The 15886-nt window shown below is 42.8% G+C and carries 13 protein-coding genes; 5 read left to right on the forward strand and 8 right to left on the reverse strand.

The annotated features are described in order from the left end of the window. Positions 1–36 precede the first annotated feature (36 nt). Positions 37–897 (forward strand): endonuclease/exonuclease/phosphatase family protein, encoded by an 861-nt coding sequence (locus BUB19_RS19670; protein WP_073097047.1) that lies wholly within the window; start codon positions 37–39, stop codon positions 895–897. A 125-nt stretch (positions 898–1022) separates the two neighbouring features. After that, positions 1023–3659, forward strand: a complete 2637-nt coding sequence (locus BUB19_RS19675) for a valine--tRNA ligase (protein WP_073097048.1) — start codon at positions 1023–1025, stop codon at positions 3657–3659. A gap of 164 nt (positions 3660–3823) precedes the next feature. Here BUB19_RS19675 and BUB19_RS19680 read toward each other — a convergent pair whose 3' ends face one another. The 5 genes from BUB19_RS19680 to BUB19_RS19700 all read right to left on the reverse strand — a co-directional run bounded on the left by BUB19_RS19680 (position 3824) and on the right by BUB19_RS19700 (position 9568). Then, entirely contained in the window at positions 3824–4369 is a 546-nt protein-coding gene (locus BUB19_RS19680) for an inorganic diphosphatase (RefSeq protein WP_073097049.1), read from the reverse strand. Between the two features lie 174 nt (positions 4370–4543). After that, positions 4544–5632: a hybrid sensor histidine kinase/response regulator gene (locus tag BUB19_RS19685; RefSeq protein WP_073097051.1), complete on the reverse strand. Its 1089-nt coding sequence runs from the start codon at positions 5630–5632 to the stop codon at positions 4544–4546. A gap of 6 nt (positions 5633–5638) precedes the next feature. Continuing rightward, on the reverse strand, positions 5639–7771 hold the full coding sequence (locus BUB19_RS19690; protein ID WP_073097053.1) for a 7TM diverse intracellular signaling domain-containing protein: 2133 nt from the start codon (positions 7769–7771) through the stop codon (positions 5639–5641). Continuing rightward, a complete protein-coding gene (locus BUB19_RS19695; protein ID WP_073097054.1) occupies positions 7768–8469 on the reverse strand; it encodes a hypothetical protein in 702 nt (233 codons plus the stop codon). The genes BUB19_RS19690 and BUB19_RS19695 overlap by 4 nt, the downstream gene beginning before the upstream one ends. Continuing rightward, positions 8459–9568 carry a ThiF family adenylyltransferase gene (locus BUB19_RS19700; protein WP_073097056.1) on the reverse strand — a complete coding sequence of 370 codons (1110 nt, stop codon included), beginning with the start codon at positions 9566–9568 and terminating at the stop codon, positions 8459–8461. The genes BUB19_RS19695 and BUB19_RS19700 overlap by 11 nt, the downstream gene beginning before the upstream one ends. A gap of 261 nt (positions 9569–9829) precedes the next feature. On the opposite strand from BUB19_RS19700, the gene BUB19_RS19705 reads away from it, so the two are divergent. Continuing rightward, positions 9830–10294, forward strand: coding sequence for a response regulator (locus tag BUB19_RS19705; protein WP_073097058.1), 465 nt, complete (start codon positions 9830–9832; stop codon positions 10292–10294). 10 nt (positions 10295–10304) lie between these two features. Here BUB19_RS19705 and BUB19_RS19710 read toward each other — a convergent pair whose 3' ends face one another. Genes BUB19_RS19710 through porX form a run of 3 tightly spaced genes read right to left on the reverse strand, consistent with a single transcriptional unit; the run spans position 10305 to position 13510 of the window. Further along, on the reverse strand, positions 10305–11525 hold the full coding sequence (locus tag BUB19_RS19710; protein WP_073097060.1) for an alanine dehydrogenase: 1221 nt from the start codon (positions 11523–11525) through the stop codon (positions 10305–10307). Then, complete coding sequence (tsaE, locus tag BUB19_RS19715) at positions 11525–11950, reverse strand: tRNA (adenosine(37)-N6)-threonylcarbamoyltransferase complex ATPase subunit type 1 TsaE (protein WP_073097061.1); 426 nt, start codon at positions 11948–11950, stop codon at positions 11525–11527. Before tsaE ends, BUB19_RS19710 begins: the two co-directional genes overlap by 1 nt. A gap of 6 nt (positions 11951–11956) precedes the next feature. Then, the gene (porX, locus tag BUB19_RS19720; RefSeq protein WP_073097063.1) at positions 11957–13510 is read right to left on the reverse strand and encodes a T9SS response regulator signal transducer PorX; all 1554 of its coding nucleotides are present in this window, start codon (positions 13508–13510) and stop codon (positions 11957–11959) included. 52 nt (positions 13511–13562) lie between these two features. Here porX and BUB19_RS19725 point away from each other — a divergent pair, with 52 nt between their 5' ends. Both BUB19_RS19725 and lpxD read left to right on the forward strand, forming a co-directional pair. Continuing rightward, positions 13563–14804, forward strand: coding sequence for an HD domain-containing protein (locus BUB19_RS19725; protein ID WP_178371540.1), 1242 nt, complete (start codon positions 13563–13565; stop codon positions 14802–14804). 16 nt (positions 14805–14820) lie between these two features. Beyond that, the gene (lpxD, locus tag BUB19_RS19730) at positions 14821–15843 is read left to right on the forward strand and encodes a UDP-3-O-(3-hydroxymyristoyl)glucosamine N-acyltransferase (RefSeq protein WP_073097065.1); all 1023 of its coding nucleotides are present in this window, start codon (positions 14821–14823) and stop codon (positions 15841–15843) included. Positions 15844–15886: the final 43 nt, after the last annotated feature.

The following is a 15886-nucleotide window of genomic DNA, read 5'->3' on the forward strand; positions in this document are numbered from 1 at the left end:
AAATACATATCCTCCGTGATCAATTTACATTGCCGCATGAATTCCATTATCATTAAATACCTGATTGTATTTTCATTTTTCGTACTTATTTCCAAACCAGATTTGCAAGCCCAGGAAAGCTATAATATCGCGACCTACAACATTCGATTCGATAACCCGGGAGACGAAGGAAACCTTTGGGAGGACCGGGCGCCTCATTTAATCAATCTGATTCGGTTTCATGAAATGGATATTGTCGGAACGCAGGAGGGACTGTACACCCAATTGGAAGACATCAGCAAGGACTTGCAATTCCCATATATCGGCGTAGGTAGGGATACTGGCGGCCAGGAAGGAGAATTCAGCGCAGTTTTTTACAATCCCGAAAAGTTTGAGTTGCTTGACAAAAATACTTTCTGGCTCTCCCCTACTCCCGACAAGCCTTCAAAAGGCTGGGACGCTGCCCTCAACCGCGTATGCTCCTGGGGTAAATTTCAAACCAAAGACGGGAAAATGTTTTACGTGTTTAATGTACATTATGACCATGTTGGGCAAAAGGCCAGGGAAGAAAGCAGCAAATTGTTACTCAAAAAGATCGAAGCTATCAATACGGACAATCTACCCTGCATCGTAACAGGAGATTTTAATGTTGAGGAAGAGAACCCCGCTTACAAAGAACTGCTCAAAGACGGACGCCTCAAAGACAGCAAAGATGCCTCCAGGACACCATCTCACGGAACGCCAGGAACTTTTAATGCGTTCAACTGGGATTTATTACCAGATCGGAGAATCGATTACGTTTTTATTACCGATGGATTTGTAGTAAACCATCATGCCACGCTTACAGACAACTATGGCAAAAAATACCCTTCCGATCATTTTCCGGTGATGGTTCGGCTGATGTTTCCGGAAAAATAATCTCTGCAACATAGTTCCCTCAGCCGCCCCAGGGCTATGGACATTAATTTTTTTGAATTCGATGGCTCAAAAGGTATTCCTTCAGCCATAAAATATTAATTTTGCCCTTCAAATTTATCATCAGCATGGCACGCTCCACCAAATACAACCCCAAAAATTCCGAATCAAAATGGTACCAATACTGGATAAAACACGATATGTTTCATTCAGAACCAGATGACCAGAAGGAGGCATATTCCATAGTGATCCCCCCACCGAACGTCACCGGAGTACTGCATATGGGCCATATGTTGAACAATACCATACAGGATATTCTGGTGAGAAAAGCGCGGATGGAAGGGAAAAATGCCTGCTGGGTACCAGGTACTGATCACGCTTCTATCGCCACAGAAGCCAGGGTAGTAGCCATGCTCAAAGAGAAAGGTATAGCCAAAAAATCAATCAGCAGGGAGGAATTCCTTACTTACGCCTGGGAATGGAAAGAAAAGTACGGGGGAATCATTCTCGAGCAACTCAAAAAACTGGGAGCTTCCTGTGATTGGGAAAGAACAAGGTTTACCATGGATCAGGACCTGAGTGAGGCGGTAATTCAGGTTTTTGTGGATTTGCATAAAAAGGGAAAAATATACCGGGGCATCCGTATGGTCAATTGGGATCCAAAAGGAAGAACAGCACTTTCTGATGATGAAGTCATTTTCAAAGAAATCAACTCAAAACTGTATCACATTGACTACCGGATTGAAGGTACTGAGGAAACACTTACCATAGCCACCACGAGGCCCGAAACCATCATGGCCGATGTGGCGATATGTGTTCACCCGGAAGACCCCCGCTACAGACACCTCAAGGGCAGGCAAGCGTTGATCCCACTGATCGGCAAGCCTATTCCCATCATAGAAGATGCGTATGTAGACATGGAATTTGGTACAGGTTGTCTCAAGATCACTCCGGCGCATGACATCAATGATTACGAGATAGGGCAACGCCACCAACTCGAAGTGATCGATATATTAAATGATGACGGTACCCTCAATGAAAAAGCTTCAATACTGGTAGGCGAAGACCGGTTCGTAGCCAGAAAAAAAATCGCAAAATTACTCAAAGAAGCCGGGCAACTATCCAAAGAGGAAGAATATGCCTCCAATGTAGGTCACTCGGAAAGGACCGATGCCGTAATCGAGCCAAGGCTGTCCATGCAATGGTTTTTAAAGATGGAGGAGATTACTCAGCCCGCACTGCGCGCGGTCATGGATGACGCTGTCAGGCTTTTTCCTCCAAAATTTAAAAACATGTACAAAAGCTGGATGGAAAATGTACGTGACTGGTGTATTTCCCGGCAACTTTGGTGGGGACACCGCATTCCGGCTTACTATTTGCCCAATGGCAAGTATGTTGTAGCTGCTTCTCCGGAAGAAGCCCTCGTACTGGCCAACCAACAATTTGATGGCCAGTTTTCAGAATCTGACCTGATGCAGGATGAAGACGTTTTGGACACCTGGTTTTCTTCCTGGTTGTGGCCCATTTCTGTATTCGATCCTGAATTTTTCAAAACCGGAAAGAAAAACAAAGACCTCAGCTATTACTATCCCACCAATGATTTGGTTACCGCACCTGAAATTCTCTTCTTCTGGGTAGCAAGAATGATCATTGCCGGATATGAATATATGGGGGAAAAACCGTTTCGGAACGTATATCTCACCGGAATAGTCAGAGATAAACTGGGCCGGAAAATGTCGAAGTCATTGGGCAATTCTCCCGACCCACTTGAGCTGATCGAAAACTACGGGGCCGATGGTGTCAGAACGGGCATGCTGTTCAGCAGTCCGGCAGGCAATGATCTTCCATTCGATGAGAAACTGGTGGAGCAGGGGCGAAATTTCAGCAACAAAATATGGAACGCTTTCCGACTGATCGAAAGCTGGGAGGTAAAAACAGGCACGGATCAATCCAATCAAACTGCCATCGCCTGGTTTGAAAACAGGTTTCATCAGGCTCTTACTGAATTGACCGATCATTTTGACAAATTCCGCATCTCGGATGCACTAATGACGGTCTATAAACTGGTTTGGGACGACTTCTGCTCCTGGTACCTGGAAATGATAAAACCGGAATACCAGAAACCAATAGATCAGGAAACGAAATGGCAAACGATCAGCTTTTTTGAGGACCTGATGAAACTGCTACATCCTTTTATGCCATTTATTACGGAGGAATTGTGGCATCAGATCAAGGAAAGAGCAGACGGAGAAGCCATCATGTGTGCTCCCTGGCCGGAAACAAAATCCTTCGACCTGGGATTGATTTCGAATGCGCAGCAGGTATTTGAGGTTATTTCTCAGGTAAGGAATATAAGGGCATCGAAGGGCATTTCGCCAAAAGAAACACTGAACATGACCATTCATACCAAAACACAAGGTCTGTACGGGAAGTTTGAGGGGATCATCAAAAAATTAGCGAATATCGGCGAGGTTAGATTTGCCGAGAAAGAAGAAAATGCGCTCAGCTTTGTGGTGAAGGCAGACGAAATTTTTATACCGATAGAAGAAAAAATCGACCCTGAAAAAGAAAAAGAATCGCTGCTCAGCGAACTGGAATACACCAGGGGATTTCTGAATACCGTCGCCAAAAAACTTGAGAACGAAAGATTCGTGAAAAATGCGCCCGAAGCTGTAGTGCTCAGAGAAAAGAAAAAAATGGAAGATGCGCAATCCAAAATTACTGCGCTCGAAGAAAATCTGAAAAAACTGGAACAGATCTCTTAGACTGAAACAGTCCCGGAAAAAAGATCCGCCTTACCCACGTCCATACGCTCTCGGTGGCGCCTGATCTGCAGGAAAGAAGGAATTAAAAAAATACCCGATATGCCGGAATTCTTTTCCGCATATCGGGAATAAATCTCTGAGCGCAATTTGCCAATGGGATTCCCTTATTTCTGCTTCAGCGTTCTGAATGTCTTGTCGTACAGCTCAATCGCATCATTGATGATTCTGATGGCATCTTCCCTGCCAAGAAAGTCCTCAACCTTGACTTCCTTATTTTCGAGCTTTTTGTAATCTTCAAAAAAACGGTGCGTCTCCTTCATCAGGTGGGGAGGAAGCTCAGAAATGTCCGTAATGTAGTTTACCGATTGATCGTCTGCCGCTACAGCAATGATTTTATCATCTGCTTCTCCGCCATCTACCATACGCATCACACCGATCACTTTGGCTTTTACCAGTGTCATGGACGGGATATCGATCTGGGAGATGATCAGGATATCCAGAGGGTCATGATCTTCACAAAAGGTCTGCGGAATAAACCCATAATTCGCCGGATAATGAACTGCTGAGAAGAGCACCCTATCCAATAGCAGCATTCCGGATTTTTTGTCAAGTTCATACTTGCCTTTACTTCCTTTGGGAATTTCTATTACTCCCATTACATAGTCCGGCAAATCGTCCCCGATACTTACATCATGCCAAGGATTAATCATATAAAAAACGTTTTAATTACCATTAATACGGTTGCAAATTACTTCCATTTTAAATGTCAACAAAGGAACCAAAGGAAATATTATTCAATGATCTGGCATGCCTCATCAGGCGAGGTACGGGGAAAACCGGCAGTCCCAGTCCATAATCTCTACAGGAAGTTTAGCGCTGGTTTTCTAATGGTCACTCAATTCCGGGAGCGTCACTTTAATGGTCGTTCCTTCGCCAACACTTGATTGGAGCAAGACGTTGCCTTTCAATTGTTCTACGGACTCCTTTACCATGTACAGGCCAAGTCCGGATCCAACATTCCTTTGGGTAGCCCTGTGAAACAGATTAAAAACGTCTGACTGATGTTTTTCTTCTATTCCTATACCATTATCCTTTATTTCTAAATATGCACTGTGATCATCTACCTTGATGCAAACGTGAATCCACCGGGCGCCTGCTTCTTTCTGGAATTTATAGGCATTGCTAAAAAGATTATTAATGATCACCCGTATTTTTGATTCGTCGGAATAAAAAGGTTTATCCTGTAGGATTTCAAATTTCAGATCGATAGTGCTTAAATCCCATTTGACCGTATACTCTGCTACCAACTGATCAAAAATTCCTTTAAAGTCAATAGGGACTACTTTGTTTTCTATCTTCGTAGACCGGTAAAAATCCAGCATTTTGTAGATAAAATCATCCAGCTTGAGCGTAGCCGAATCGATCATTTCAAAATATTCGACGATTCCAGGGTCTTTCACTTCCATTTTGGCCAGTTTGGAAATCCCTGAAATACTCATCAAAGGTCCGCGGAGCTCATGAGAAAGGCTGTAAACAAACTGATTCATCTCGCTGTGAAGTTTCTCCAGTCGCTCATTTTTTTCTTTGAGCTCCTTTCTGGCATAATAAATCTCTGCAGCATTGATGATCGCATTTTTGATTTGCTCCAGATTCCAGGGCTTGTCGATAAACCGGTATACCTCTCCCCGGTTGATGGCATCAATCACGCTGGAAATGTCAGAATATCCGGTTAACAGTATACGGATGGGGTCGGGATTTATCCTGACCAGTCTTTCAAAAAATTCAACCCCCGTAATACCAGGCATCCTCTGGTCTGCGATGACTACTTCAAACTCTCTGGTCTCCGCAATCTTTAACCCTTCCTCTGCGTCCATGGCAGTATGCACCTTAAAATCCCTCCGCAATGCTGCTTTAAAAGAATTGAGGTTGTTATCCTCGTCATCAATATACAGCACATTGATTCTTTTTGTCATCAGCTGTCAATTTTGATTGATCGGCAAATCAATGGTAAAAATGGTTCCTTTCTGATCTTCAGATTCAACTTTTATATGCCCTTTATGGTTTTCAATTATCGTATAGACAATGGAAAGGCCCAGGCCGGTACCTTTTCCCACTGGCTTGGTCGTAAAAAACGGTTCGAAAATCTTGTCACGAACATGGGGTGGCATACCTGGCCCGTTGTCTGCAATCTTGACGATGACCCGGTCGTTTTCATAAGATGTATTGATCGTAAGTTCAGGTTCTCGCCCTTCTATAGGGTGATCGTTGAGCGCATGGATAGCATTGCTGATAATATTCATAAACACCTGATTCATCTTGCCAGCAAGACATTCGACCTGCGGGATAGGTCCGTAGTTTTTAGTCAGTTTTATTTTCCCTGACATGGTGCTGTTCAGGAGGATCAGGGTGCTGTCTATGCCGTCATGGAGATCCACTTTTTTGACATCCTGTTCGTCTACCCTGGAAAACAGCTTCAAGCCTCGCACGATTTCAACGGTTCGCTTGGCGCCATCCTCCATTCCGTTGAGCAATTGCTCTACCTCCTCCAGCAAATATTCTATTTCAATATCCTCCTCCAGGTCCATTATCTCCGACTTACTGTCTTCTGTAAATTCCTCCTTTCCTTTCTCTCTGTACACTTCCATCAATTCCAGGATGTCCTTTAGATCCCTTTTCAATGGGGAAATATTGGAACTGACAAAGTTGATAGGATTATTGATCTCATGTGCAATACCGGCCGTCAACTGACCCAAAGAGGCCATTTTTTCCTGGTTCACAAGCTGAGTTTGGGTATTTTGAAGGTTCTTTAATGTCATCTCAAGCTCTTCCGTTCTTGACCTGACCATATCCTCCAAATGTATATTCTGTTCCTTGATCAACCTTTCATTTTCCTTCAGCGCATCCAGTTTGTCCAGTTGTTCTTTTTCCTTTTCCTTTTTCAATATATTGATTTTGTCTGCCAAAGCAAAGGAAAGCAATAATGCTTCTATCGCTGTCCCTGCCAGAAGCGGGAAGTTTGCATAAGAGCCCAGATCAATAATCCTTTGGTTGTGCAAAATGTACACTACCAGACCAAACAGTAAAAAGCTCCATGCCAAAAGGAAAAAATAAGCTGACCTATACCCCTTCCGGGCGGCGATAATGCCAATGGTAAAAAAGCAAATTGCCAATACCATTCCATTCAAATCGGTAAGCGAATAGCTCAGCGCCACATTACCGGAAACCCTGAAGATCAGCGTAATCACATAGGAAACAGGGATCAGATACAACCAGCGGTCATATTTGGGTACATAAACCTTGGTTTTTAAAAACAGTTGAAAAAAAGGTATTACAAAAATGCTGGATAAAGTGGTAAATCCAATGATACTCACTTCATACAAAAAGGCGTTCTCCATCAGAAAAAAATAGGAGTATCCCGAAAGTGATACCTGGGCCAGGGCGATGAACAGGATATAGAAGCAATAAAAGAGGTATACCTTGTCTTTGACTGAAAAATAGAGTATGAAATTGTATAAAAACAGGGCGATCATAATTCCAAAATAGGAACTGATGATGATCAGCCTCAAGCTGTAATTTTGAAAGAAAGAATTGGTCGGTGAAATGGAAGCATCAAACTCCAGTGGCACTCTTGAATTGATCCTGAAAACCAGAACAGAGCTGTAATCCTCTGCAGTCTGAATGCTGAAGAAGGGGTTTGGGTTTTTGAGCGGATTGCTTTTTGAATAAGCGGTCCCTGAAGTCTGGTTGGAAACTATCTTGCCTTCCGTATCGAAGCGCATCAGCTCTACTTCCCTAAAGGAAGGATTACTGATCTCCACGATATAGGTGCTGTCGCGGTTCAACCCCTTCAGATCAGCCAAATCCACTTTTACGAAAACATCCTGATCTACAACGCCAAGGTCAATTTTCTGGAAAGATTGATTGTTAAAATTTTTCAGATCCAATCTTTCGAATGCCTGCTTATTGTCGGATACGAAGTAATCGTATTGTTCAAATCTCAACCCTTCATCCTGGCTAAAAATACCTAAATAGTAAATGATGGGCAGGGTCACAAATAAAATCAAAAACAAGGACAAGCCTATGCTTCTTAAATATACATACAAGTTGTTCATTTATCCGGTTTTGGTATCTGAAGTTCAAACTGCAATTCCATTTCACCTTTTGGACCGCTCTCCACCGTATTGAAATTTATTTTTTTGCGCAAATCAAAAATATAGTCTCTTTCTGTTTGCTGAGCATTAGAAAGTTCATTGATGTCATTGATTTCCAACGCTGTGGCAATGAGCCCTTCTTTTGGGTAATAGAACGAACCATTATCTCCCAGTACCGAAATGACCTGGTAGCCGACACTTTTTGAAATACTCAGCGTCACAGGGGAGCTCAGGCCAAAAAGCTTTTTTAAATTCAGTTGTGGTAAAATGGCTATCCCCACACGCACCAGATAGATACTCCCTATGCCATAGCCCGCCACTTCCCGGCTATTCCACAGCCCACAATATTCAGCTACTTCGAGATCCTTAAAATCTGACATGTAATCGATTATTTTCGGATCGATATCTTTGATTGCCAGTTCAAAGGGGAGGGGAAAATTTTCTGTTCTGAGCTGGATTCGTCCACCCCCCAGGATCCGTAAATCTTCTACCGATTCAAATAAAATCAGGTACACATGTGGATTAAGGGCCCAGGAACGGTCCGCAGAAGTTACTTTTGTTATGCCGTAGGATTCCAATACCTTGTGGTGTCCAAAAATATACTTTTCTGTGGCATCAATATCATCGATAGCCCTAACTATCCTAACTCTAACCTTCATTCAAATTGAGTATCTTGTCCAAATCAACATAAAATCTGCCCGATTTAACCTCCTGTCCCAATAGGAGTGTTCTTGCATAATGACAACAGGCTGCGCCTCCCATCAAAACGGATGATGCCAGTTGAGGCCAGGAAGTAATTGTTTTGCCCAATTCCCCAAAACTATATTTAACCCTATCAGACAATTGATCAAACTGAAGTAAAGACATCATGATTTCCTTTCCCTCATCAGGGAGTCTGGAAATCAGCTCTTCCTCTGCTCCATATGCTGCGAGCAGGCCGTGAAAAATTGGTCTTTCGGGCTCCAGGTCAAATCGCTCAATGTCCATCATTCCCCTGTCACTGGTATCCATCATTACCGGTATTCCATAACTCCTGGCCTTGATCCTGCTCAAAATCTTTATAGGTAAACTGTCGCACTCTTCTATCAAAAGGTTCATTTTCCCACCTTTACCAAGAAATTCATCAATATTGCTCTCGGTGATGCCTTCATCGTAAAGGGTCACTTTTAGATATGGGTCGATTTCTGCGATTTCCCTGGCGACAATCCAGGATTTTTTTACTCCGAGATTGAATAAGCCCGTTCGAATCCTGTTCATATTACTCAGGTCCAGGGTATCAAAATCTGCGATTCGAAGCTCTCCAAAACACCTTTCCATTGCCAAACTGAGTGCCACGCTCTGCCCTACAGACAGGCCGATGACCCCAATAATCTGCTTTTGCAACTGCTCCTGCTCTTCTCCGGTAATCTTATACCGGTTTCTTAAAGTACGAAGACTGATAAAATCTGCTTCTTCCAATATCCGTACACAGGTATTTCTCCAGGGATAGTAAACCCATTTTCCATTTTCAGAGGCATTTTTTTCAGAAGCCGCGTAAAAATCCGCCTTTTTTTCTGACAATTCCTCAAGGGTCAATTTACGTTTTGGGTTTTGCATTTTTATAAGCTCTGTAAGCTGGAGCTCAAAGGTGTCAAAAAACAAAACTTTACCTTTATCCTTCAATTTCGACATGACATCCTTATCCTCCTGAAGGTAAGGAGATAAGACTAAGGGTTTGTGGGAATGCTTAAACTCAGATTTTTTATTTGAGTTTTCCATAATTTAACTGCCTAAAAAAGGTTATAATATTGGTAAAGTTATATTTTTGTGGTAATAAACAATCAAAAATACAGAATTAATTTGCTATATTTTTTTTTGTATTTGAGGTTTAATTCTTTAATTTATAAAACAAACTTTTGAATATAAATATATTACGATTAAACTAATGAATATTAATTGAAAAAGAACGATATTTTATTTAAAATTAAAATTCAATTTCTTATTCTTAACAAATCAATAGGTTATTACGATATATAAGGCATGGAAAAAGATAAGATTAGGATACTTTATGTGGATGATGAAGTCAATAACCTTAAAGCTTTTAAAGCTACTTTTAGGAGGGATTACAAAATATTTTTGGCAGAATCTGCCGACGAGGGAAGGGATATTTTGTTGCAGGAAGACATAGACATTATCATTACGGATCAGCGGATGCCCAAGGAAAATGGAGTGGATTTTTTGGAATCGATCATCCCCATGCACCCTGACCCTATGCGTATTTTACTGACAGGCTATACCGATATTCAGGCGGTAATTGATGCCATCAATAAAGGAAAGGTGTACCATTACCTGACCAAACCCTGGGAAGAAGATTACCTGAGAACGGTGGTAAAAAATGCTTTTGAAGTGTATTCGCTCCGACGGGAAAACAAACAGCTAACGGATAGTCTATTGAAAGCCAATGACCAGCTGGAATTTCTCCTCAGACAAAACCTTTTGTCCTAGGGGTACCTGCTCAATACCTCGCAGCCAGCAATAGCTGCAATTCTTTGTGCGCCATTTGAAATTTTCTGCCCAGGTGGGCATTGGTAAGACTACCTCTATAGGTATATACCCCTTTCATAAACCATTTGTAATTGAAAATCATTTCCTCGGCCCCTCCAAGGTCTGCCATTTGCAGTAAAATCGGGGTGAAGATGTTGCTGAGTGAATAGGACGCTGTCCTGGAAACCCGCGAGGCAATATTTGGTACGCAGTAGTGGATCACCCCGTGCTTCTTGTACACAGGTTCGCTGTGGCTGGTCATCTCAGCAGTGGCTATGCAACCTCCCTGGTCAATGCTGACATCAATAACAATACTATCGTCCATCATCTGAGCGATCATTTCCTCTGAAACCACCAGCTTGGGCCTTCCTTTTTCCGCCCTTAATGCACCGATGACCACATCGGCCTCTTTTAGTGCCTGGCCCAACACATAATTATCGATGGTAGAGGTAAAAACCTGCTGCCCCAAAACCTGCTTGATTCTCCTTAACTTGTAAATGTGGTTGTCGAAGATCTTGATGTTCGCACCTAATCCAATTGCCGTCCGCGCAGCATACTCCGCAACGGTACCGGCACCAATGATGACTACCTGAGTAGGGGGCACCCCGGTAATGCCTCCCAAAATCATTCCTTTCCCTTCATTCACACTACTCAAATATTCAGCAGCTATCAACATTACCGTGCTACCGGCTATTTCACTCATGGCCCTGACCACGGGCATTCCACCTACTTTGTCTTCCAGGTTTTCGAATGCCACCGCTGTGATTTTCTTCTGGTTAAGCTGTTGTATGAAACTGGCTTTCTGTTTACCTAGTTGTAAGGCAGAAATCAGGCAGGCACCTGGCCGCATGTTGCCAATTTCCTCATCCACCGGAGGCTCGACCTTCAATACAACATCTGCATCAAAAACCTCCTTACTGGAATATACAACCGATGCACCCGCATCTGAATAATCCTGGTCAGAAAATTTGGCTAAAGCACCTGCGTTGGTTTCTACTTTGACACGCTGTCCGTTATTTACCAATAGGGCAACCGCCTCCGGAGTAAGCACCACTCTTTTTTCCTGCTCGGCTATCTCCCTTGGGATGCCGATCAAAACCTGCGAACCTTTCTTCTTCACCCTGGCAACGGCCTCTTGCGTAAATACTCCTGTTTCTTTGGCAATTTCGGAAAATCCTGAACCCCCTATCATTAATGGATTAATTTAACAGCTATATGTCTAATTTCTTTTTCCTGCTTTTCAATTTCAATTAATGCAAAACTATCCGGCAGAAAAGACGGGATTTTCTCCGCCCACTCTACAAAACAGTATCGGCCGCTGTGAAAATACTCTTCTACACCTATCTCTACGGCTTCCATCGGATCTGATATCCTGTAAAAGTCAAAATGAAAGATTATTTCACCTCTGTCGGTAGCATATTCGTTCACAATCGAAAATGTAGGGCTGCTTACCTGGTCTACGACTCCTAAAGCGCGGCAGATCTCCCTGATGAGGGTGGTTTTTCCCGCACCCATTTCACCTTTAAATACCCATACATCAAAATCCCTGCATAAATCTATGATTAATTCTGCGGAATTTGAAATTTCGTTCAGATGATTGCAAACTATAGTTTTCAAAAGAGATTATTTTGGCTGTAAATGTACTATTGGAATAATCATTTCTTCCAGCGAAACCCCGCCATGCTGAAAGGTATCCTTATAGAAATTTACATAATAATTGTAGTTGTTGGGGTAGGCAAAGAAGTAATCCTCTACCGCAAAGACATAGCTGGAAGAGATGTTTAACTGGGGGAGCCTGGCCTCTTCAGGCTTTTTGATTTCAAATACCTTCCCGGATTCGAAATTCAGGTTTTTCCCCTGCTTGTACCTTAGGTTGGTGGTGACATTCCTGTCGCCCACAATCTTGTAGGGTTTGTTTACCCGTTTGGTACCATGGTCTGTGGTCACTATTACTTCGGCGCCAGCCGCACTGATTTTTTTAAAGAGCTCAAACAGTGAACTGTGTAAAAACCAGCTTGTTGTCAGCGAGCGGTAAGCAGATTCATCAGGGGCCAGTTCGCGTATCATTTTCATATCTGTCCGGGCATGTGACATCATGTCTACAAAATTGTATACCAGTACGTTGAGATCATTTTTCATTAGATTCGGAAACTGATCCAATATCGCCTTGCCCTGGTTGGTCTGCAATATTTTATGGTAAGCGGATCGGATTGAAAGCCTGTTTTTCTTTAAATTAACTTTCAGAAATTCAGCTTCGTTGTTATTTTTCCCTTCATCTGTATCTTCGCCTTCCCACAGGTCAGGGTGCTGCCTGGCCATATCCATTGGCATCATCCCGCTGAAAAGAGCATTTCTGGAAAACGCCGTAGTGGTAGGCAAGATGCTGTAATAGGTTTTGTCCTCCTTCACCACAAAGTAATCCCTCAATTGATTTTCAATCATTTCCCATTGGTCCAGTCGCAGGTTGTCGATAACAATGAAAAACAACGGTTTGCCTTCTTTTATCTTGGGGAAAACATGCTCCTTCATCACCTGGTGGGACATCACAGGCCTACTGATATTGGGAATATTCAGCCAGTCCAGGTAATTTTCCTTGATAAATCTGGCAAAATTGGCATTGGCTTCCACTTTTTGTGTTTCCAAAACCTCCTGCATGCTTTTGTTTTCAGTCGCATCAATTTCCAGTTCCCAATACGTGAGCTTTTTGAAAATATCGGCCCATTCTTCGTGATCTATGGCATCGTTATAGGCCATGCTGATATTTCTGAAATCCTGCTGATAAGAGAGATTGGTTTTTTCACTGATCAACTGTTTGTTTTGAAGGATCTTTTTTACGGAGAGTAATATTTGATTGGGATTGATGGGTTTGATCAGATAGTCGGCAATCTTTCCCCCTATAGCATCATCCATAATGTGCTCCTCCTCGCTCTTGGTGATCATGACCACGGGAATCTGAGGTTTCAGGGTTTTGATCTGCTGCAGGGTCTCCAGTCCGGTCATACCTGGCATCATCTCATCGAGGAAAATTACATCGTAGTTATCCTCTTCCACTTTTTCTACAGCATCGAGGCCACTGTTTACGGTGACTATGTCGTACCCTTTTTTCTCTAAAAAAAGGATGTGGGGCTTGAGGAGATCAATCTCATCATCAGCCCATAATATTTTGAAATTTTCCATTTCTATTGGTTTAATTCTTCTTAGATTAATTACTTTTGGCCTGTCGCCGTATATGAACAGGACATTGAAAAGCCACAAAATCATCAATGACCCCGTGTATGGGTTCATCAATATTCCTGGTGAATTGATTTTTGCCGTTATTGACCACCCTTATTTCCAGAGGTTACGCAGAATAAAACAATTAGGTTTGACAGATATGGTGTACCCCGGAGCGCTACACACGCGGTTTCACCATGCCATAGGAGCGATGCATCTGATGAGTATCACCCTGGACCAGCTCCGAAACAAAGGTATTGAAATATCCGATCAGGAATATGAAGCCGCACTTCTGGCAATACTGCTACATGACATTGGCCACGGACCTTTCTCCCATGCCCTTGAAGCAATCCTGCTCAAAGGCTTGCATCATGAAACCCTATCCCTCTTGTTCTTTGATGCTTTAAACAAGCAATTTCACGGCCAGCTTACACTGGCCAGGAAAATTTTTGTGGGAAGTTACGAAAGAAAATTTTTTCATCAACTTGTGGCCAGCCAACTGGACATTGACCGGCTGGATTATCTGCAGAGGGATTGTTTCTTTACCGGCGTCTCTGAGGGTACCATCGGGGCCGACCGTATCATTAAAATGATGAACATCGTGGACGACCAGTTGGTCATCGAGGAAAAGGGAATTTACAGTATCGAAAACTTTTTGAGTGCAAGGCGACTCATGTACTGGCAGGTATACCTGCACAAGACTACCGTTTGCGCTGAAAAAATGCTGATCAATCTGATTTTAAGGGCAAAGGAGCTGGAAAATTCCGGCTTCCAGCTACCGGGTTCGTCAGAACTCCTTTTTTTTCTTAACCAAGATCCGCCAGGTAATCTCAGAGACGGTCAACCGGACTGGCTGGAAAATTTTTCGCGGTTAGATGACTTTGATATCTGGGGTGCGATCAAACTTTGGAAAGATGCAGACGATTTTGTGCTTCGTGAAATTTCCCACATGTTTTTAACACGCAATTTATTCAAGATTCAGTTGGTCAACCAGCCCTTTTCTGATGACGAGATCATCAAAATGCAGAAAAAAGTACAGGCAAGACATTCTTTTTCTGCAGATGAAATACCCTACTTTTTTTCTTCAGGCGAAATCAGCAATTATGGCTACCTGGCCAAAGACAAGATCTGGATCCTGACAAAAAAAGGTGAAGTAACAGATGTGGCCATGGCGGCTGACTTGCCAAATATCAAGGCCATGAGCAAAATAGTCAAAAAATACTATGCTTGTCATGCTAAAAATTTAACTTTACGATAAAACAATTGAGAACCCAATGGAATTCACCATCGACGAAATAGCATTACTTTTGGATGGAAGTGTAGAGGGGGATGGTTCTAAAAAAATCAATCGCCTGGACAAAATTCAGGAAGGTAAAGACGGAAGCGTTGGATTTTTATCCAACCTGAAATACGAAAAACACTTGTATGACACCGACTGTTCGGCTATCATTGTAAGCGCAGATTTCAAACCACAAAAACCCTTCAAAACTACGTTGATCCGGGTCGAGGACCCTTATTCCGGCTTCACCAAACTTCTGGAGACCTATGCCAAAATGGTAAAACCGGAAATTTCTGGCATAGAGGAACCCAATTTTTTTCACCAGAGCAGTAGCATCGGTTCCAATTGTTACCGGGGAGCATTTTCATATGTGGGAAAAAACTGCAGTATCGGGGAAAATGTGAAAATTTATCCTCAGGTATACATAGGTGATGAAGTAACCATCGGCAACAACTGCACCTTCTACCCCGGAGTCAAGATATACGGGGGGACAGTAATTGGCAATGATTGTGAAGTACATGCCGGGAGTATTCTAGGTTCGGACGGCTTCGGGTTTGCCCCCCAGGCGGATGGAAGTTATAAAAATGTTCCCCAATTGGGCAATGTGGTCCTGGAAGATCGTGTAAGTATCGGTGCAAATACCACCATCGACTGTGCTACAATGGGCTCCACCTACATTTCAAAAGGAGTGAAAATCGATAATCAGGTACAAATCGCACATAATGTACGACTGGGAGAGCATACGGTTATCGCTTCACAGGCGGGCATTTCCGGATCTACAACGGTCGGAAAAAACTGTGTTTTCGCAGGAAAGGCCGGCATAGTAGGACACATACAAATCGCCGACAATACCACCGTGGGCGCAAATACAGGGATTGTGAAATCGATCACAGAACCCGGAAAAACCTTTTTTGGCTATATCGGATTTGAAATCAAGGCTTTTTTAAAATCCTACTCCATATTCAGAAAATTACCTTTACTTGATAACAAATTGAGAGAGCTGGAAAAAAAACTTTAAATTTGTCAGTCATTCAGGAGACAGGAGGGATTTTAGTAACAAA

The sequence above is a fragment of the Cyclobacterium lianum genome (assembly GCF_900143075.1).
Taxonomy (GTDB): Bacteria; Bacteroidota; Bacteroidia; order Cytophagales; family Cyclobacteriaceae; genus Cyclobacterium; species Cyclobacterium lianum.